This is a genomic window from Pseudomonas sp. IT-P74 (genome assembly GCF_949768175.1).
In the GTDB taxonomy this organism is placed as follows: domain Bacteria; phylum Pseudomonadota; class Gammaproteobacteria; order Pseudomonadales; family Pseudomonadaceae; genus Aquipseudomonas.
Genome location: NZ_CATKQD010000011.1, coordinates 454,645 through 472,888, shown reverse-complemented (window position 1 = coordinate 472,888; position 18,244 = coordinate 454,645). Strand labels below are relative to the sequence as shown.

The following is an 18,244-nucleotide window of genomic DNA, read 5'->3' as shown; positions in this document are numbered from 1 at the left end:
CAGTGATCGGCCTGTGAGGGTTCGATCAGTGCCCGGAAAGTTTACGGTCAAACAGAGCGACATCGTTGCACAGCGCCGCTGCTTTTCGCGATATGTTGAGCCATTTCAATGACACACGGAGGGCGCCATGGCGCAGCGGTACGATGCACGGGGCAACATCTACATCGTGGTAGCGCCCGAAGAACTGCGCCGCCAGGGCATTGACCTGCCCGATCAGGCCAGCCAGGCAGCGCAAACCCTCGAAGCCTGGGCGATGGCGGCGGTCGAGGCTTGCTGCAGCTGGGCGCCAGGTACCCAACCGTCCGGCAGCAAGGATCATCGCAGCGACGGTTTGCTGGTCGGACCGTTTCAGTCCTCGTCACCCTTTGATCTGTTGATCGTCAACACCGACGGCACCCTGGCCGAACGCAGCGGCAACGGGCTGACGATTTTTTCCCAGGCCCTCAGCGATCAAGGGTTGTTACCGCAGAACGAAACCTGTCTGCTCAGGGTTCACCACGACAAGGCTGATACGCCTTCGCCAGGGCAGACTTCAGTGAAAGCCGCTCAAGTCGAGGGCGTGCAGGGTTTCTGGCTTGACCTTGGCCAGCCCGGGTTCGGACCGACGGCAGTCAGTGCAGTCGGCGTTGAAACGGTGCTGTTGAATGGCCGCGAACTCAGCCATGTTGTGCAATTGTCGGCACTCAATGACCCATGGTCGCGCAGCCAGTTCGTGCGGGTCGGCAATCCCCATTGCGTGACGCTGGTGGACAGTGCCGAGGACCTGCCGAGCAACGAACAGATGCGCGAGCCGGCGTTGGGTGAGGGGCTGACGCGAATCGCCTACGCCCTGCCGGTCGGTGCAGGCAAACCCTGTCCGGCGGGAATCAATCTGCAATGGGTCATGCGCTTGTCCGAAGGGCACATCGCCGCGCGGGTATTCGAGCGCGGCGAGGGGCCGACGGCGTCGTCGGGGACCAGTGCAAGTGCAGTGGCCTGTGCGGCCTGGCGGGCAGGTTGGGTCAGCGCCGGGGAGGTGAAGGTGACGATGCCGGGTGGCACGGCGCCGATCTTGCTGGAGGAAGAGTCGGGGGAGTTGAGTCGGGTCAGTCTGTTTGGTACGGCGCGGTTGATGGATTGATAGGAAACTGATTTCTTGATCTTTGCTCTGGGCTGAGTCTCTTAAAGCTTTCTACCGCAATTGGGAACTGCGTTGAGGGATTGTCAAATTTTTGTGGCGCGTCCTACAGAACTAAACCGGCGCATAGGTAGGAAAGATCTGAATTCACCGTTTGGCAGTCTGCATCAGCCAATACTTGCTCACAAAGCCGTACATTCGCCCATGGATGATTTTATAGAAACTCCCCAAAGCCAAGGAGCGGTTGTATGGCACTCGATGCATTTATCAAAATCAATGGTATCCCGGGTGAAGCTCTTGATGAGCAACACAGGGACTGGATAGAAATTACGGGCTACCACTTCGGCACTCACCAGGGAACCTCAGCTACTGCCAGTTCAGCCGGGGGAGCTTCTACTGGGCGAACGACCGTTACCGACTTTACGTTTACCAAAAAACTGGATAAGTCCAGCTGCAAGCTCATGGAGGCAAGCTGCGCAGGTGAGCATCTGAAAGAAGTTGTTTTGAGTTTGCACCGCGCGGGCGGCGACAAGCTCAAATATTTCGAAATCAGGCTGGAAGAGGTCATTATTTCCAGCTATTCACAAACAGCAAGTGATGGTGTTCCTTCTGAAAGTATCAGTCTTGACTACGGCCGCATAAAAACGGTTTACACCCTGCAGAAACGCGTGGATGGCGCTGGCGGCGGCAACGTAGCTGGCGGTTGGGATCGAATCAGTAACAGCAAATGCTCCTGAGGTTCCCTCCATGTCAAAGGCATATATTTTTGTAAATTCCCACGTGCAGCCATATTCATATTTGAAGACGAACTTGAACCTTGGACAAAAATCCAGTGTGAAGTTTGATGTGCTGAATGCACATGTTGTCAATGCCGTGGTGTTGCCGGGCGAAATAATAATTGTAGGCGATGAGTCAGTATCATCCTGTACTGCCGAAGAAGCGTTTTATATGCAGAAGGCTTCGCAAGTCCATTTGGCCATAATGGCGAATGGGATGCAGAGTGACGGATTTTTAGTAGAGAATCATGAATTTCTGACTAAGGCTCTTGGGTATACATCTCTAGGGATCGGCACCGTGGGCGGCGCCTGGAGCAAGCACCTTGATGGTATCAAGAAAACCCTTGAAGACATTGAAGCCGCTCACGGTGATCTCCTCAGAAATGGCGGCACTCAGAATCGAGACTCTTTTTATTTAAAGCGAAAGGTTTTATTTGAGAAGCTTGATGGCCAGTTAAAAAATTTTGGCCGATTTGGATCCGGCTTGCGTAACCAAGGCTCCATCAAGGAAATGCTGGGCATATCCACCAGAAGTTATTTGCATACAGGGACCATAACCGGCTATGCCGAAACTATTAATGGTGTGGCGAAAGCGTCGAGTCTTCTTAAAAAAGGTACGTACTTGGGTGTCGGTCTGAATGCAGCTGCGACAGGCGCCTCTATCTATACCGCCTGCTCAACTGGGCGTGAAGATCAATGTAGAAAAGCTAAATATGTTGAAGGTGGTAAATTGTCCGGGAGCCTTTTTTTTGGAGCTTTGGGAGGTACGGCCGGAGGTGTAGGGGCTGCACTGGGGTGTGCCGTGGTCTTTGGAGTCGCTACCGGCGGTCCTGGGGCGCTGGCTTGTGGAGTTATTGGGGGTGGGGTCGGTGGTTGGGTTGGAGGCGAGTCTGGTGGATATGCTGGTGAGTTGAGTGGGGAAATTTTTTACGAGTACTCACTACAATGAGTAATATGGTGCTTCTGGTTATCATACTATTTATATTTTTTCTAGCGTTTGTGGCGATATGCTGGTTGTTGGTATTCTCTTTCAGGTACACGGAGTTAGTAGAAGGATACTTGAGTAAAAGTAGATTTGTAGCGAATAATCGTGAGGCATTCACTGGTTTGGGGCTAATTGGCAAGGTTTTCAGGAGTGGGTTGATTGCATCAATGTTCTTGATTCCCCGGCTTTGCGAAAGGCGAGGTCTTATAGAAAAAGATGAGTTGTTGAATTTGCCATTGCACCTTAAGCGAAAGCTGATAGCACCTTGGATTCTAGGTATGATTTCATTGTTTTCGATGTTTATTTTTCGAATTGTTGTTATTTGATCGACAAAATAAGTAATGTCGAGTTTTTTGGCTGCGAAGTTATTTTAGGCGGTGTGCTGGATGTTGCTTTCCTCTTTTGGGATTGCTGTATTGATGGTTGAGATTTTGGGGTAAGTTTTTTGCAAGTAATTGTAAGATTTTTTGAGTGGCTGTAAAAATCGAACCATGGCGTTGATGTTCTTGATGTCTCACCCATACAAGATGCGTGGTCTGATAGAGAAAGTTAAATGTTGGACTTGCCAGTGCGATAGGGCGGGTTAGAGCTGTTAGCCATGGATTGTTGCATTTTTCGATGTTTGTTTTTCTGGCTTATTGTTGTTTGAACTTTACCTTCTATTATCTTTGCCTGACAGCCCCGATGTCATTAAGCCTGACACGGGAGTCAGTTCAGCCCACTGAACTCCACCACCGGCATCGTCCGCTTCATCAACACCTTGCCCTCACGCACCGAGTACAGCGGCAACCCCTGGCTGCGGATCATTTCGTAATCACTTTCCGCCGACAGAATCAGCAGGTTCGCCGGCCGCCCGCGCTCCAGGCCGTAGCGATCGCCGAGGTTCATGGCTTTGGCGCTATTGTCCGTCACCAGGTCCAGCGCACTTTGCAGGTTGCGATAACCGAGCATGTGGCAGATGTGCAGGCCGGCTTCGAGCACCCGCAGAATGTTGCCGTTGCCCAGCGGATACCACGGATCGACGATGGAGTCCTGCCCGAAGCACACGTTCATGCCCGCTTCCAGCAACTCGTTGACCCGGGTCACGCCCCGGCGTTTCGGGAAACTGTCGAAGCGACCTTGCAGGTGGATGCTTTCAGTGGGGCAGGAGACAAAACTGATCCCCGAATGCCCGAGCAAGCGAAAGAGTTTGGCGCAGTAAGCGTTGTCGTAGGAGCCCATGGCCGTGGTGTGGCTGGCCGTGACCCGCGAACCCATGTCGCGGCTGCGGGCCTCTTCGGCGAGCACTTCGAGAAAGCGTGAATGCGGGTCGTCGGTTTCGTCGCAATGCACGTCCACCAGGCAACCGCTGCGTTCGGCCAGGTCCATCAGGAACTTCACCGAGCTGACGCCCTGGTCGCGGGTGTACTCGAAATGTGGAATGCCACCCACCACATCCGCGCCCATGCGGATGGCTTCTTCCATCAATTCGCGGCCATTGTGGTAGGACTCGATGCCTTCCTGGGGAAAGGCGACGATTTGCAGGTCGACCAGGTGCCGGCTCTCCTCGCGCACTTCGAGCATCGCCTTGAGCGCGGTCAGTTGCGGGTCGGTGACGTCGACGTGGGTGCGCACATGCTGGATGCCGTGGGCGGCGAGGGTCTGGATGGTTTTCTTCGCCCGGGCCTTGGTGTCTTCGTGGGTGATGGTCGCCTTGCGTTCGCCCCAGCACTCGATGCCTTCGAACAGCGTGCCGCTCATGTTCCAGCGCGGCTCGCCGGCGGTCAGGGTGGCGTCGAGGTGGATGTGCGGCTCGACAAAGGGTGGCACCACCAGATTGCCGCCGGCATCCAGATCGTCAGGGCCCAGGGTCCGGGCTTCGGTCTGGCGGCCGATGCTGCTGATCAGGCCGTTTTCCAGGTTCAACTCATGCAGGCCTTCCTGGTTGCGCAGACGGGCATTGATGATGTGCATCGGGCGAGTCCTTTTCGTGAATCGTGTAGGCAATATCCTTACGTTAGCTCGCCTGTGGCGAATCCCGCCAGTTCAAAATGTGGGAGCGAGCCTGCTCGCGAAGGCGGAGTGTCAGTCACCTTGGTGCTGAATGTGCCAGAGTCATCGCGAGCAGGCTCGCTCCCACAGGGGATTGGGTTTATTCAGGAAGATTTCTGCAGTGGCAAAAACCGTAGCAGCGCAGCGACTATGGCTTCAGGTGCATCTTCCTGAACCAGATGACCGGCGTTGGGTATCTGATGTCCGTTGAAGTCGAAGACCTGATCCAGTGGCCAGTCAGTCATGGGTTTGTCCTCTTGGCGGGGGGAAGAGGCAAAAAGGATAGGCATAAAAAAACAGCCGATGAAGGCTGTTTTCTTTTTCTCTGACAAAACGCTGTTCCCCTGTGGGAGCGAGCCTGCTCGCGATAGCGGTGGGTCAGGCACATTGATGTTGGATGTGCCGCCGTCATCGCGAGCAGGCTCGCTCCCACAGGTTATTTGTGTTGCCTGGCTTACTCGCCGCGATAGATGCAGCCGCTGGTGCAGGTCTCGTGGATACGGATCGCGCTCAGCTCTGGCAGCAGAGGCTTCATTTCCTGCCAGATAAACTTGGCCAGCACTTCGCTGGTCGGGTTTTCCAGGCCGGGAATGTCGTTCAGGTAGTTGTGGTCCAGGCGCTCGTACAGCGGCTTGAAGATCGCCTTGATTTCCGAGAAGTCGCGGATCCAGCCGGTGTGCGGGTCGAGGTCGCCGCTCAGGTGGATGGCCACTTTGAACGAGTGACCGTGCAGGCGCCCGCACTTGTGGCCGTCCGGTACGTGGGGCAGGCGGTGGGCGGATTCGAAAGTAAATTCCTTGAAGATTTCCACAGTGTTTTCAGCTCTGTTCAGGTGGCGTTCGCCGCAGCGATTCGGGCAGGCGGCGAGTTTACCAGTTTGTCCTGACTAAAGGGTCAGCAAGCGCTCGCCGAGGCGACCGTTGGCGGCCAGTTCGAGGAATTCGTCCCCCAGGCGGCGGCTTTCGTTCATGGTCGTGCGCCAGTATTTCTGCCGGCTCGGGGCATCGCCCATGAAGCGCTTGAAATCGTTACGGTCCGGCAGTTTGCCGTGGGGCAGGCGCGCCAGGTATTCCTTCGAGGGCGCCAGCAACAGCACATTCTGCAAGCGAGCCGGGCAGGCGCGGCGCCATGGCAGGGTCTTGTCGAACCAGCCGGGGATCACCCGGTCGGTGAAGTGCGGGTAGAGCACGATGTCGTTGCCGCTGTAGGGCAGGTCCAGGTGGTAATCCAGCAGACCGCCGTCGCGGAAGGTCCCGGTGCCGGCGCCGGGCAGGTCGCGCACGCCTTCCATCACCATCGGGATCGAGCCCGAAGCCAGCAGGGCCTGGCGCAAATTGCCGGTATTGAGGGCGACGAAGCGCGACGGGAAGTCAGTCAAGGCATTGACCGGCGGTGCCAGGCGCGGATCGTGGATGATCAGGCGTTCGAAGTGCCGTGCCAACCGTGCCCGGCCACGCAGGTTGTCGGCGATGACCGATGACAGGCCCAGCCCGAGGCGGCCGCGATGATCGTCGGCCAGCAGACCGTGGCTTTTGACCACCATGATGTTCAGGCGGTAATGGTTGTTGCCGAGGATCGAGGCATCGCGACCGTCGAGCAGGTCATTGAGCATGCGCTGTGAGCTCTGGCTGATCTGCGCCATGGTCACGCCCTTGGCGAAGTGTTGCTCGGTGTACAGTTGCCCGAGACGCCGGATGCCCTCGGCGGCGTCCGGCAGGCAGGCGCTGGCGAAGCGCCAGGAACCCACCGATGCGCCAATCAGCGAGCGTTCCCGCGGTGCCGCCGGCAGCCACTCGCCGAACAGCGCCAGGTCCAGACCCTGAATCCCCAGCGCCTTCGGACCGCCGGCCGCGCCAGGCAGGGTGCCGACGTCGGCGGCGTTCAGGCCGTTGGCGCGGATGTGCGCAATGGCGCGCGGACCGGCCTTGAGGGTCAGGGAAGGGAACTTGATGTGGATGGCGGTCATTGCGCTCTCGATGTATGGCCAGCGGACAGATTATGTGGGAGCGAGCCTGCTCGCGAAAGCAGTGTGTCAGTCACCGCTGAGTTGGGTGTACCGCCGCCTTCGCGAGCAGGCTCGCTCCCACAGAGGGGGGGGGGTTGTCGATGATGGCAATTCAGTTTCAATTAAGTTCAGCGGGTTAGGGTGGCTCGCCTGGACCCCCGACGCAACGCTGGGATAGCGCATCGCTGGTACCATTGTGGCTTTCGAGAAGCTCACACCACTGGCACTGGGCATGGAATTAGACCCGGTCAGCGGGCAGTGACTCAAGGATCATCAGGATTGGTAATGAAGGTGTTTCTACTCAATCGATGTTGCGCACGCAGGATGGCGCTGCTGCTTCTGGCATTTTGCTCGGCAGTGATGGCCCGCGACCTGGATCAGGATGAAGCCCTGCGCCTGCGTCAACAGGGCGTGATCCTGCCGCTGGAGCAACTGCTGCAGCAGGCGATGGATCGCTACCCCGGCGCGAAACTGCTGGAAGCCGAGCTCGAAGAGAAGCACAACATCTACCTTTATGATGTCGAGTTGCTGACCCCCGAAGGCGTGGTCCGTGAGCTGCACATCGATGCGACTGACGGCCGATTATTGAAAGACGAGGAAGACTGATCCATGCGTTTGCTCCTGGTGGAAGACCATGTGCCCCTGGCCGATGAACTGCTGGCCGGCCTCAATCGCCAAGGGTATGCGGTGGACTGGCTGGCCGACGGTCGCGATGCGGTGTATCAGGGCAGCACCGAGCCTTATGACCTGATCATCCTCGACCTCGGTTTGCCGGGCGTGCCGGGACTTGAGGTGCTGGCACAATGGCGGGCGGCGGGGCTGGCCACGCCGGTGCTGATCCTGACGGCCCGGGACTCCTGGGCCGAACGCATCGAGGGCCTCAAGGCCGGCGCCGACGATTACCTGACCAAGCCATTCCACCCCGAAGAGCTGTTTTTGCGCATCCAGGCGTTGTTGCGCCGCTCCCATGGCCAGGTCAACCAGCCAACGCTCAAGGCCGCCGGGCTGCATCTGGACGAAGGTCGCCAGTGCGTTGTGCGCGACGGTGCCGACATTCAGCTCACCGCAGCGGAGTTTCGCCTGTTGCGTTATTTCATGCTGCACCCCGAGCAGATCCTCTCCAAGGGCCATCTCGCCGAACACCTCTACGACGGTGAAACCGAGCGCGACTCCAATGTGCTGGAAGTCCACGTCAACCACTTGCGCCGCAAGCTCGGCAAAAGCGTGATTGAAACCCGTCGCGGCCAGGGTTACCTGTTCGGCGGGCAAGCCCGGTGAAATCGATTCAGCGCCGCTTGAGCCTGGGCCTGATCAGCGTGATGGTGGTCGTTGGCCTGGTGCTGGCGCAAACCAGCCTGTGGCTGTTCGAAATGGGGTTGCAGCGCTACCTGGAAGCCGGGTTGCGCAATGACAGCGAGAACCTGCTGGCGGCACTGGTGCGCGGGCCGCAAGGCTTGCAACTGGATGAGCGACGCCTGTCACCAGCCTACCAGCGGCCGTTCTCCGGGCATTATTTCCGCATTGATTTCACCGACGGTCACTGGCGTTCCCGTTCCCTATGGGATCAGGAACTGCCGGTGCTCGATCAACCCGGTCTGCACGGCAACCTGCAACTGGGGCCGGAGGGGCAACAGTTGCTGGTGCTGCGTACGGACTATCGACGTTCGGGGGTGCCGATCTCCATCAGCGTCGCCGAGGACTACACGCCAATTCGCGAGAGCTTCCGGCGCATGCAACAGCTCGGGTTCGGCCTGGGTTTGACAGCGCTGTTGCTGATTCTGCTGCTGCAACGGATTACCGTGCGCCGGGCCTTGCGTCCGCTGGAGCAGGCCCGCGAGCAGATCGCGCAGTTGCAACAGGGCCAGCGCTCGCAACTCGATGATCAGGTGCCGGTGGAGCTGGAGCCACTGGTGGCGCAGATCAACCATCTGCTGGCCCACACCGAGGACAGCCTCAAGCGCTCGCGCAATGCCCTGGGCAACCTCGGCCACGCCTTGAAAACCCCGCTGGCGGTGCTGTTGAGCCTGGCTTCAAGCGAGCAACTCGACGCGCATCCGCAACTGCGCAAGACCCTCAAGGAACAACTGCAACAGGTCGAGCAACGGCTCAATCGGGAACTCAATCGTGCGCGGTTGTCCGGCGATGCCTTACCGGGCGCACTGTTTGATTGCGATGCCGAACTCCCCGGATTGCTGGCCACCCTGAACATGATCCATGGCGAACACCTGGCGCTGAGTTACCGCGCACCCACCGGCCTGCAATTGCCCTGGGATCGTGAGGACTTGCTGGAACTGTTGGGCAATCTGCTGGATAACGCCTGCAAATGGGCGGATGCCGAGGTTCGCCTGACCGTGGCCGAGAATGCAGAGGGCTTTGAACTCAGCGTGGAAGACGACGGCCCGGGCATTCCCGAAAAGCGTCGCGATCAGGTGTTCGGTCGAGGGACGCGGCTGGATGAGCAAACCCATGGGCATGGTTTGGGGCTGGGTATCGTGCGCGACATCGTCGACAGCTGGGGCGGCAAACTGTCGTTGCTCGAAAGCGAGTGGGGCGGGCTGATGGTCGTCATCGAGTTGCCAAAACACACTTGAAGCCACACCAGGAACCCTGTGGGAGCGAGCCTGCTCGCGATGAGGCCATGTCAGTCAACATTAACTGTGGCTGACACACCGCTATCGCGAGCAGGCTCGCTCCTACAGGGACGGCGCCGGTCAGGTGTGATGAATCTCCCGATCCTTGGTTTCCGGCATGAAGAAGATACCCAGCACCGCCGTCATCACCGCGATGACAATCGGATACCACAGCCCGTAGTAGATATCCCCCGTGGCCGCCACCATGGCAAACGCCACCGTCGGCAGGAAGCCACCGAACCAGCCATTGCCGATGTGATAGGGCAGCGACATGGAGGTGTAGCGGATGCGCGCCGGGAACAGTTCCACCAGCCAGGCGGCAATCGGCCCGTAGACCATGGTCACGTAGATCACCAGGATCGTCAGCAGCAGCAACACCATCGGGTAGTTGGTCTTGGCCGGGTCGGCCTTTTCGGGGTAGCCGGCGTCCTTGAGGGCGGTGACCAGGGTGGCGGTAAAGGCGTCGTTTTTGGCCTTGAAGTCGGCGGCCGGCATGCCGGTGCCCTCGAAGCTTTCGATCACTTTTTCGCCAATGCGCACCTGCGCAACGGCGCCCGGCTCGGCGTTCTCGTTTTTGTAGGGGATGGCCTTTTTGGCCAGCACGGTCTTCGCCAGGTCACAGGAACTGGTGAATTTGGCCTTGCCCACCGGGTCGAACTGGAACGAACACTGGGCGGGATTGGCGATGACCGTGACCGGATTCTTCTCCTGCGCAATGAACACGTCGGGGTTACCGTATTGGGTCAACGCATGGAAGATCGGGAAATAGGTCACGGCCGCAAGGATGCAGCCAGCCATGATGATGCCCTTGCGCCCGATGCGGTCGGACAGGCTGCCGAAAATGACGAAGAACGGCGTACCGATCAGCAGCGAGCCGGCAATCAGCAGGTTGGCGGTTTGTGGGTCGATCTTCAGCGTCTGCAACAGGAAGAACAGCGCATAGAATTGCCCGGTGTACCAGACCACCGCCTGACCGGCGGTACCGCCGAGCAGGGCCATGATCACGATCTTGAGATTGCCCCAACGGGCGAAGGACTCGGTCAACGGTGCCTTGGAGGACTTGCCTTCGGCTTTCATTTTCTGGAACACCGGCGACTCGCTGAGCTGCAGGCGGATGTACACCGAGACGATCAACAACAGGATCGACAGCAGGAACGGAATCCGCCAGCCCCAGGCCTCGAAGGCTTCGGTGCCCAAAGCGGTACGGCAGGCGAGGATCACCAGCAGCGAAAGAAACAGGCCGAGGGTGGCTGTGGTCTGGATCCACGAGGTGAAGAAGCCGCGTTTGCCCTTGGGTGCATGTTCGGCCACGTAGGTCGCGGCGCCGCCGTACTCACCGCCCAGCGCCAGGCCTTGCAACAGGCGCAGGCTGATCAGAATGATCGGCGCGGCCACGCCGATGGTCGCATAGCCGGGCAGCAAACCCACCACGGCCGTGGAAATACCCATGATCACGATGGTGATGAGGAACGTATGCTTGCGCCCGATCATATCGCCCAACCGACCGAACACGATGGCGCCGAAGGGTCGCACGGCGAAGCCGGCGGCGAAGGCGAGCAGGGCGAAGATGAAGGAGGTCGTTTCGTTGACACCGGCGAAGAAGTGCTTGGCGATGATCGCCGCGAGGGAGCCGTACAGGTAGAAGTCATACCATTCGAACACGGTGCCCAGGGACGAGGCGAAGATGACCTTGCGCTCCTCCCGGGTGAGCCCGCGGTTGGGCGTGCTGCCGGTGGCTGTAGTGTCGATTGTTGCCATGAGTATTCTCCGTCTTGCTCTTGTTGTAGGCCGGAGTTCCCACCATCACTAACCGTACCCAGGCCCTGGGGCTGAAGTCATCGGATTACGTGGCTTGCATTCAGGTTGACGCCAGAAAACGCTGTAAGGTTCCATGAAGCATAATCAAGGTCCGGCAGATATCCACTCGCCATTATTTGATTGAGTCGGGCACAGAATCAAATGTGGGAAAAATGTGGGAGCGAGCCTGCTCGCGATGGCGGAGTGTCAATCAACAAAGATGTTGTCTGACCCACCGTTATCGCGAGCAGGCTCGCTCCTACAGGGGACTTGCAAGGCTCAGACGCGGAACTGATCCATCAGGCTCTGCTGCTGGTTCGCCAGGCTGTTGAGCGACTGGCTGACCCGCGCCGATTCATTGGCCTGGCCCGACAGCGACTCGGTCACGTCGCGGATGGTCGCCACGTTGTTGTTGATCTCCTCGGCCACCGCGCTTTGCTCTTCGGCGGCACTGGCGATCTGCATGTTCATGTCGTTGATCACGGTGACCGCGTCGCCGATCTGGCGCAGCGCCGTCACCGCCTGGCCAACCTGCTCGACACTGCCCTGGGCCTGACGATGGCTGTTGTTCATCGAACCCACCACCTCCTGGGTGCCGTTTTGCAGTTGTTCGATCACCAGACGGGTTTCTTCGACGGATTCCTGGGTACGCCGGGCCAGGTTGCGCACTTCATCGGCCACCACGGCAAACCCGCGTCCCGCTTCACCGGCACGGGCCGCTTCGATCGCGGCATTGAGGGCCAGCAGGTTGGTCTGCTCGGCAATCGCACGGATCACTTCCAGTACCGTGCCGATCTTCTCGCTGTTGGCGGCCAGGCCTTCGACCTGGATCATGGCCGCGCTCATGTCGGCGGCGAGGTTGTCGATGCTGGCGGTGGTGCGGTCGATCACGGTCAAACCCTGACGGGTCGCCTGATCGGCATCCCGCGCTGCATGGGCCGCTTGCGCGGCGCTGCGGGCGACGTCCTGGGCGGTGGCGCTCATTTCGTGGGAGGCGGTCGCCACCTGGTCCACCTGACGGTACTGCTGTTCCATGCCGGCGCTGGTTTGTGCGGCGATGGCGGACGACTGGTCAGCCGTACTGCGGGCGTCTTGCACCGAGCGTTTCACTTCGGCAATGATCGGTTGCAGCTTGTCGAGGAAACGGTTGAACCAGCCGGCCAGTTGGCCCAGTTCATCCTGCTTGTCGTAGGCCAGTCGGCGGGTCAGGTCACCTTCGCCGCTGGCGATGTCTTCGAGCATGTGCGCCACGCCGAGGATCGGTCGGGTGACGCTGCGGGCCATCAACCACACCAGCACCAGGCCGAGCAGTGCGGCGAGCACGCCCAGGCCGAGTTCGACCAGCGTACCGGCGGTGTTGCTGTCATCGAGTTGCTTTTTCAGGGCTTCGGCGGGGCCGACCAGGACTTTCTCCGGCACGTCGAGCAGCACGCCCCAGGATTTGCCGCCGGGAATCGGCTGGAACGGCGCCAGCACTTTCAGTTGCTGATGGCTGTGCAGGCTGGCGGTTTTGCTGCCGGCGGCGAGCATGCTCAGCAGTTCGGCACCGCTGGCCTTGTCCACGACGTCCAGGCGCTGGCTGAGTTTGCTGGCGTCCGGGCTGTAGCCGGCGAGCAGGCCGGCCGGGCTGATGATGCTGACGCTGGTCTGGCCGTCATAGAGCTTCTTGCTCGCGCCCAGGCTGACCGCTTGCAGGCTGTTGAGGTTGATGTCCACCGACAGCGAGGCGATGACCTTGCCGTTGACCATCAGCGGGAAAACGATGCTGGTCATCAGCACGTTCTGACCGTCGATCTCATAGAAGTAGGGTTCGATCACGCACGGCTTGAGGGCGGTGCGCGGGCAGGTGAACCAGGCGTTGGCCGCTTCGCCGCTGGGGCCGGTGCTGGTGTCGGCCATGTCCTTTTCCGGCAGCGCCATGGAGGTTACCTTGCCCGGCGTCGGCTGCGACCAGTAGAGGGCGAAACGGCCCTTGTCGTTGCTGCCCAATTCGGCCTGCCCTGCGAACAGTTCGTCCTTGCCGTCCAGCCCATTGGGTTCGAACACCAGGGATAGACCGAGCAGCTCCGGGTTGGCTTGCAGGGCCGACTTGACCTGGCGGGTCAGGTCTTCGCGCAGGTCGAAGGCATCGAGAAAGCGCTTCTCGGCCTGATCACGCAGGAACAGCACCTGCCGGGAGAAGCCGTGGCCGTACTGATAGGCGTCCATGAACTGCTGGCGAATCCCCAGCGCCTGGTTTTCCCCCTGGGACTCGATCCGGGCCTGGGCCGCTTCGGTCAGCATCTCCATGCTCGAGGCTTTCACCAACTCGGAGCTGTGCTCCATGCGGTACAGCGAAAGACCCACCAGCAGGGTCACGATGCCCGCCAGGCACAGCCCGGCCAGCAGGGTGATTTTCCATTGAATGGAAAGTTGTCTGAGCGACATGGAGGCGTCCTTATTCGATAAATATCTGAGACTTTGCACTGTAGCGGCCAACAGACAGCATTCTTGAGCCGCAAGCGGCAAGCTTCAGGTAAAAAGCGTAAAAGCTTGTCGCTTGAGGCTTGCAGCTTGAAGCCGCTTCATTCAAAGTGCGCGCCCTCTAATAAAACCCATTCCTTTTATCCGCTGGCGGCTCTCGCAGACTGCCGGCCGGACTCTTTTCGCTTGCCCAGAGGTATGACAATGAATGCAGTAATTGCCGCGGTCGGCATCATGCTGATCCTCAGCCTGTCCCGCGTGCATGTGGTGATCGCCCTGATCGTCGGTGCGCTGGTCGGTGGCTTGACCGGTGGCCTGGGGATCGAGGCGACGCTCAAGGCTTTCAACAGCGGCCTCGGCGGCGGGGCGACGGTGGCGTTGTCCTACGCCTTGCTCGGCGCGTTCGCCGTGGCCATTGCCAAGTCCGGCATGGCCCATGCGCTGGCCGACAAGGCCCTGGCGATGGTCGATCGCCAGCACGCCAATGGCGGTGGCCAGGTCAAGTGGCTACTGATCGGTCTGCTCTGGGTCGTGGCCATTGCCTCGCAGAACATCTTGCCGATCCATATCGCGTTCATTCCGTTGCTCGTGCCGCCGCTTCTTTATGTGCTGACCAAGCTGCAACTGGACCGCCGCCTGATCGCCTGCGTCATGACTTTCGGCCTGATCACGCCCTACATGTTCCTGCCGGTGGGCTTCGGCAACATCTTCCTCAATGAGATCCTGCTGGCCAACGTCGCCCGCAGCGGTGTGGACATCAGCGGCATCAACGTGACCCACGCCATGGGCATTCCGGCCCTGGGCATGGTGGCGGGCCTGCTGATCGCGTTTGTCAGCTACCGCAAGAAGCGTGTCTACGACCTGGCGAAGATCGAACAGGTCGAGCAAGTGGCGGTGCAATACAACCCGTTGAGCCTGGTGGTGGCTGGCGTGGCCATCGCGGCGGCGTTCATCATTCAGTTGCTGCTGGATTCGATGATTATCGGTGCGCTGGCCGGCTTCCTGATTTTCTCGGTGTCGGGCATCGTCAAATGGCGCGACACCGATGACCTGTTCACCGAAGGCATGAAAATGATGGCGATGATCGGCTTCATCATGATCGCCGCCTCCGGGTTTGCCGAAGTGATGAAGGCCACCGGTGAGGTGCAGACGCTGGTCGAGTCGTCGGCGGCGTACATCGATCACAGCAAAGGCATTGGCGCCTTGCTGATGTTGCTGGTGGGGTTGCTGGTGACCATGGGCATCGGCTCGTCGTTCTCCACCGTGCCGATCCTGGCGGCGATTTTCGTGCCGCTGTGCGTGCAACTGGGCTTCAGCCCATTGGCGATCGTGTGCATCGTCGGCACGGCCGGTGCCCTGGGCGACGCCGGTTCACCGGCTTCGGACTCGACCCTGGGCCCGACCTCCGGCCTGAACATCGACGGCCAGCACCATCACATCTGGGACACCGTGGTCCCGACCTTCCTACACTACAACCTGCCGCTACTGGTGTTTGGCTGGGTAGCGGCGATGGTCCTGTAACCCCGATACTCCTGTAGGAGCGAGCCTGCTCGCGATGGTGTGTCAGCCGACACCAAGGTAGCTGACACACCTTCGCGAGCAGGCTCGCTCCTACAAGGGATCTTCAGTGCTCCTGATGACTGAATTCAACTTTTGATTTGTCGTGCCGTTAAAGCTTTTAACCACGCTAACAAAATCAAAAGAGTGAACGTCATGCGCATGAGCCTCAAGGCCAAAGTCCTGTCCCTTGCCGTCCTCCCGGTGTTGCTGTTTGCGCTGGTCATCAGCCTGACCACGCTGTTCATTCTGCAGGATCAGGCACGCAAGGAAGTCGAGCAGACCCGCGAGCGCCTGCTCAGTGATGCCAAGGCAACCCTGCAAAGCTACGTGGCCGTGGCCATGACCACGATCAAACCGCTCTACGACGCGGCCGCCCCCGGCGATGAGGCGGCGCGGGCCCAGGTGATCAAGCTGCTGTCGAGCATCACCTATGGCAAGGACGGCTACTTCTTCGGCTACGACTCCAACACCGTGCGCCTGTTCAAGGCCAACAGCCCCGAAGGCGTGGGCCAGAGCTTCAAGGACAACCGCGACCCGAACGGTGTCTACGTCAACCGCGACCTGGTGAAAGTCGCCAAGGACGGTACGCACTACCTGCAATACAGCTCGCCATTGCCCGGCAACACCCAGGTGCTGGTGCCCAAGCTCGGCTACACCGAATACCTGCCCAAGTGGGACATGGCGGTCGGCACCTCGGTCAACCTCGACGGCATTGAAGCACAGGTGGCGGTGGTCGAAGCCAAGGTTCAGGAGCGCATGCAAGGCATGGTGCTGAGCATTGTTGGCGTAGCAGTCGTGGTGCTGCTGGTGATCGCCGCTGCCGGGATGCTGCTGGCCAACACCATCCTGCGTCCGCTGCATCTGATGAAAGCCAACCTCGACGACATCGCCGCGGGCGAGGGCGACCTGACCCGCCGCCTGACCATTACCAGCCAGGACGAGCTCGGTGAACTGGCCGGCTCGTTCAACCGTTTCGTCGACAAGATCCATGGCCTGGTGCGGCAGATCACCGAAATGACCTCGCAACTGACCGGACTGGTGAATCAGGTGTCCGACCAGGCCAATCGCTCGGACCAGGCCATGGAGCGTCAGCGCCATGAGACCGATCAGGTGGCCACGGCCATCAACGAAATGTCGGCGGCGGCCCAGGAAGTGGCCAAGAGCGCGCAGAACGCGGCGGTGGCAGCCCAGCAGACCGACGAAGAAGGCCAGGCCGCCAAGCGTGTGGTGGCCGGCAGCATCGAGAAAATTCATGCCCTGGTGGACGACATCCGCAGCAGCGGCGTGTCCCTGGACAGCCTGCAAAAAGACGTGTCGTCGATTGTCAGCGTGCTCGGGGTGATCCGCTCGATTGCCGAGCAGACCAACCTGCTGGCCCTCAACGCGGCCATCGAAGCCGCCCGCGCCGGCGAGGCCGGGCGCGGCTTTGCGGTGGTGGCCGATGAGGTACGGGCGCTGGCCAGCCGCACGCAAATCAGCACCCAGGAAATCCAGGGCATGATCGACCGCTTGCAGGCCGGCACCCAGTCGGCGGTGGAGGCGATGCGCCGCTCCAGCGAGGCCGGCGACGGCACCTCGGCCCAGGCCAATGAGGCGGGGGCTTCGCTGGACACCATGGCTCAGCTGATCGCGACCATCAACTCGATGAACGCACAAATCGCCAGTGCCGCCGAAGAACAGACTGCCGTCGCCGAGGAGATCAACCGTAGCGTGCATCAGATTGCCGTGGCGGTGGATAACGTCGCCGACGAAACCCAGCTTGGCGCGCAGACTTCGCGCAGCCTGGCCGACCTCGGTCAGCGCCTGGGTGGTCTGGTGGGGCAGTTCCGGATCTGACAGAACAGAGACAAAACCTTTGGGAGCGAGCTTGCTCGCGATGACGGCAGCACATTCAGCATTGATGTTGGCTGAGCCACCGCTATCGCGAGCAAGCTCGCTCCCACAGGGTTCACGCCAAATCGATCCGACAGCCGACCGGTTCCGTTGGATGGTAGCTCCTACACTGACAACACGGGTTGTACCTCTACGTCCCCGAAGATCAGTACCCAAGGAGTCAAACCCATGACCGAACGTACTTGCGACTGTCCGAAATGTAACTGCAAGCTCGGTGAACATCCGATCGTGCGTCACGGCAAGCATTACTGCTGTGAAGCCTGTGCCAAGCATCACGAGCACGGCGAGGAGTGCGCATCCCAAGGCTGCAAGTGTGCCCACTGAAAACCACGGCACACGCCAAAGTGGAGCCTAATCCGGTTCCACTTCCAGCCTGAGGCTGTCATCTTCCAGGCGTTCGCTGTGGCGCACGGTGCCTTGCAAGCGCCGCCCTTCGACCCGCAGCACCAGGGTCCTGGCTTGCTCCAGATCTTCCGGCAGTGGCGCCGGGACGCGTATGGCGAAGCAGAATGGGTCATTTTCGACCTGTTCCAGCCCGATCCGGCACTCGGCGCTTTTGGTGATGCGGCCGAACAGTGTGTCCAGACCGTAGTCCAGCTGCGCAGGGCTGTTGACGGATGTTGCGCTCATATCCCTTCCCCCCGAACCTGATGGTTACCGGATATTAGTTCGTCGGTCGCCACTTGACGTTTTCCACGCCGAATTTTTCAGCCATCGGCTTGCTGGTCTTTTGCACCTTCTCGCGTCCGAAGCGGGGGATTCGCCCCACCCCCGCATCACAGCTCGCCCAATGCCAGGCTTCTGCGTTATCCATTTTGTCCAGGCGGATGATGAATGATTTCGGAGCGCCATGGAGGGTGTACTCGATGACGAATAATTTTGCACTGTTCATAAAGCCCCGGTTCCTCCCTGTTGTACATAGAAGGATCGCGCGCCGTCAGGAAAATTCATTCGGATTGTCGGACGGCGGCGATTGCTGGCGACAAG

At 59.8% G+C, this 18,244-nt stretch carries 15 protein-coding genes and 4 pseudogenes; 10 read left to right on the top strand and 9 right to left on the bottom strand.

Annotated elements, in window-relative coordinates; genetic code table 11:
* Positions 1-127: 127 nt before the first annotated feature.
* From ACM6J5_RS11285 to ACM6J5_RS11275, 3 genes are all read left to right on the top strand, one after another.
* The gene (locus ACM6J5_RS11285) at positions 128-1,120 is read left to right on the top strand and encodes a diaminopimelate epimerase (RefSeq protein ID WP_414928518.1); all 993 of its coding nucleotides are present in this window, start codon (positions 128-130) and stop codon (positions 1,118-1,120) included.
* 245 nt (positions 1,121-1,365) lie between these two features.
* The gene (locus tag ACM6J5_RS11280) at positions 1,366-1,854 is read left to right on the top strand and encodes an Hcp family type VI secretion system effector (RefSeq protein WP_414928517.1); all 489 of its coding nucleotides are present in this window, start codon (positions 1,366-1,368) and stop codon (positions 1,852-1,854) included.
* Positions 1,855-1,864: 10 nt separating this feature from the next.
* Positions 1,865-2,842 (top strand): hypothetical protein, encoded by a 978-nt coding sequence (locus ACM6J5_RS11275; RefSeq protein WP_150673414.1) that lies wholly within the window; start codon positions 1,865-1,867, stop codon positions 2,840-2,842.
* A 744-nt stretch (positions 2,843-3,586) separates the two neighbouring features.
* Here the strand turns inward: ACM6J5_RS11275 and codA are convergent.
* The 4 genes and pseudogenes from codA to ACM6J5_RS11255 all read right to left on the bottom strand — a co-directional run bounded on the left by codA (position 3,587) and on the right by ACM6J5_RS11255 (position 6,875).
* The gene (gene codA, locus ACM6J5_RS11270) at positions 3,587-4,831 is read right to left on the bottom strand and encodes a cytosine deaminase (protein ID WP_414928516.1); all 1,245 of its coding nucleotides are present in this window, start codon (positions 4,829-4,831) and stop codon (positions 3,587-3,589) included.
* A 182-nt stretch (positions 4,832-5,013) separates the two neighbouring features.
* Positions 5,014-5,112 (bottom strand): annotated as a pseudogene (locus tag ACM6J5_RS11265) (alpha/beta hydrolase); the annotation flags it as partial.
* Positions 5,113-5,363: 251 nt separating this feature from the next.
* Positions 5,364-5,720 (bottom strand): 6-carboxytetrahydropterin synthase QueD, encoded by a 357-nt coding sequence (gene queD / locus ACM6J5_RS11260; protein ID WP_008049817.1) that lies wholly within the window; start codon positions 5,718-5,720, stop codon positions 5,364-5,366.
* 75 nt (positions 5,721-5,795) lie between these two features.
* On the bottom strand, positions 5,796-6,875 hold the full coding sequence (locus ACM6J5_RS11255) for a patatin-like phospholipase family protein (RefSeq protein WP_414928515.1): 1,080 nt from the start codon (positions 6,873-6,875) through the stop codon (positions 5,796-5,798).
* 324 nt (positions 6,876-7,199) lie between these two features.
* On the opposite strand from ACM6J5_RS11255, the gene ACM6J5_RS11250 reads away from it, so the two are divergent.
* Genes ACM6J5_RS11250 through ACM6J5_RS11240 form a run of 3 tightly spaced genes read left to right on the top strand, consistent with a single transcriptional unit; the run spans position 7,200 to position 9,505 of the window.
* The gene (locus ACM6J5_RS11250; protein WP_095942584.1) at positions 7,200-7,520 is read left to right on the top strand and encodes a PepSY domain-containing protein; all 321 of its coding nucleotides are present in this window, start codon (positions 7,200-7,202) and stop codon (positions 7,518-7,520) included.
* A gap of 3 nt (positions 7,521-7,523) precedes the next feature.
* A complete protein-coding gene (locus ACM6J5_RS11245; protein WP_095942585.1) occupies positions 7,524-8,192 on the top strand; it encodes a response regulator transcription factor in 669 nt (222 codons plus the stop codon).
* On the top strand, positions 8,189-9,505 hold the full coding sequence (locus ACM6J5_RS11240; protein ID WP_414928514.1) for a sensor histidine kinase: 1,317 nt from the start codon (positions 8,189-8,191) through the stop codon (positions 9,503-9,505). The genes ACM6J5_RS11245 and ACM6J5_RS11240 overlap by 4 nt, the downstream gene beginning before the upstream one ends.
* A gap of 120 nt (positions 9,506-9,625) precedes the next feature.
* On the opposite strand, the gene ACM6J5_RS11235 is transcribed toward ACM6J5_RS11240, so the two are convergent.
* From ACM6J5_RS11235 to ACM6J5_RS11225, 3 genes and pseudogenes are all read right to left on the bottom strand, one after another.
* Positions 9,626-11,302 carry an MFS transporter gene (locus ACM6J5_RS11235; protein ID WP_095942587.1) on the bottom strand — a complete coding sequence of 559 codons (1,677 nt, stop codon included), beginning with the start codon at positions 11,300-11,302 and terminating at the stop codon, positions 9,626-9,628.
* A gap of 318 nt (positions 11,303-11,620) precedes the next feature.
* A pseudogene (locus tag ACM6J5_RS11230) lies at positions 11,621-12,214 on the bottom strand (methyl-accepting chemotaxis protein); the annotation flags it as partial.
* A gap of 264 nt (positions 12,215-12,478) precedes the next feature.
* Positions 12,479-13,549 (bottom strand): annotated as a pseudogene (locus ACM6J5_RS11225) (HAMP domain-containing protein); the annotation flags it as partial.
* Between the two features lie 459 nt (positions 13,550-14,008).
* Here ACM6J5_RS11225 and ACM6J5_RS11220 point away from each other — a divergent pair.
* From ACM6J5_RS11220 to ACM6J5_RS11205, 4 genes and pseudogenes are all read left to right on the top strand, one after another.
* Positions 14,009-15,325, top strand: a complete 1,317-nt coding sequence (locus ACM6J5_RS11220) for a Na+/H+ antiporter family protein (RefSeq protein WP_095942589.1) — start codon at positions 14,009-14,011, stop codon at positions 15,323-15,325.
* A 192-nt stretch (positions 15,326-15,517) separates the two neighbouring features.
* Positions 15,518-16,342 (top strand): annotated as a pseudogene (locus ACM6J5_RS11215) (cache domain-containing protein); the annotation flags it as partial.
* A 36-nt stretch (positions 16,343-16,378) separates the two neighbouring features.
* A complete protein-coding gene (locus tag ACM6J5_RS11210) occupies positions 16,379-17,200 on the top strand; it encodes a methyl-accepting chemotaxis protein (protein ID WP_414928548.1) in 822 nt (273 codons plus the stop codon).
* A 225-nt stretch (positions 17,201-17,425) separates the two neighbouring features.
* The gene (locus ACM6J5_RS11205; RefSeq protein WP_007998919.1) at positions 17,426-17,581 is read left to right on the top strand and encodes a metallothionein; all 156 of its coding nucleotides are present in this window, start codon (positions 17,426-17,428) and stop codon (positions 17,579-17,581) included.
* Positions 17,582-17,608: 27 nt separating this feature from the next.
* On the opposite strand, the gene ACM6J5_RS11200 is transcribed toward ACM6J5_RS11205, so the two are convergent.
* Positions 17,609-17,887: a hypothetical protein gene (locus ACM6J5_RS11200; RefSeq protein WP_414928513.1), complete on the bottom strand. Its 279-nt coding sequence runs from the start codon at positions 17,885-17,887 to the stop codon at positions 17,609-17,611.
* A gap of 34 nt (positions 17,888-17,921) precedes the next feature.
* Positions 17,922-18,149 (bottom strand): DUF6555 family protein, encoded by a 228-nt coding sequence (locus tag ACM6J5_RS11195; protein ID WP_095942592.1) that lies wholly within the window; start codon positions 18,147-18,149, stop codon positions 17,922-17,924.
* Positions 18,150-18,244 lie beyond the last annotated feature (95 nt).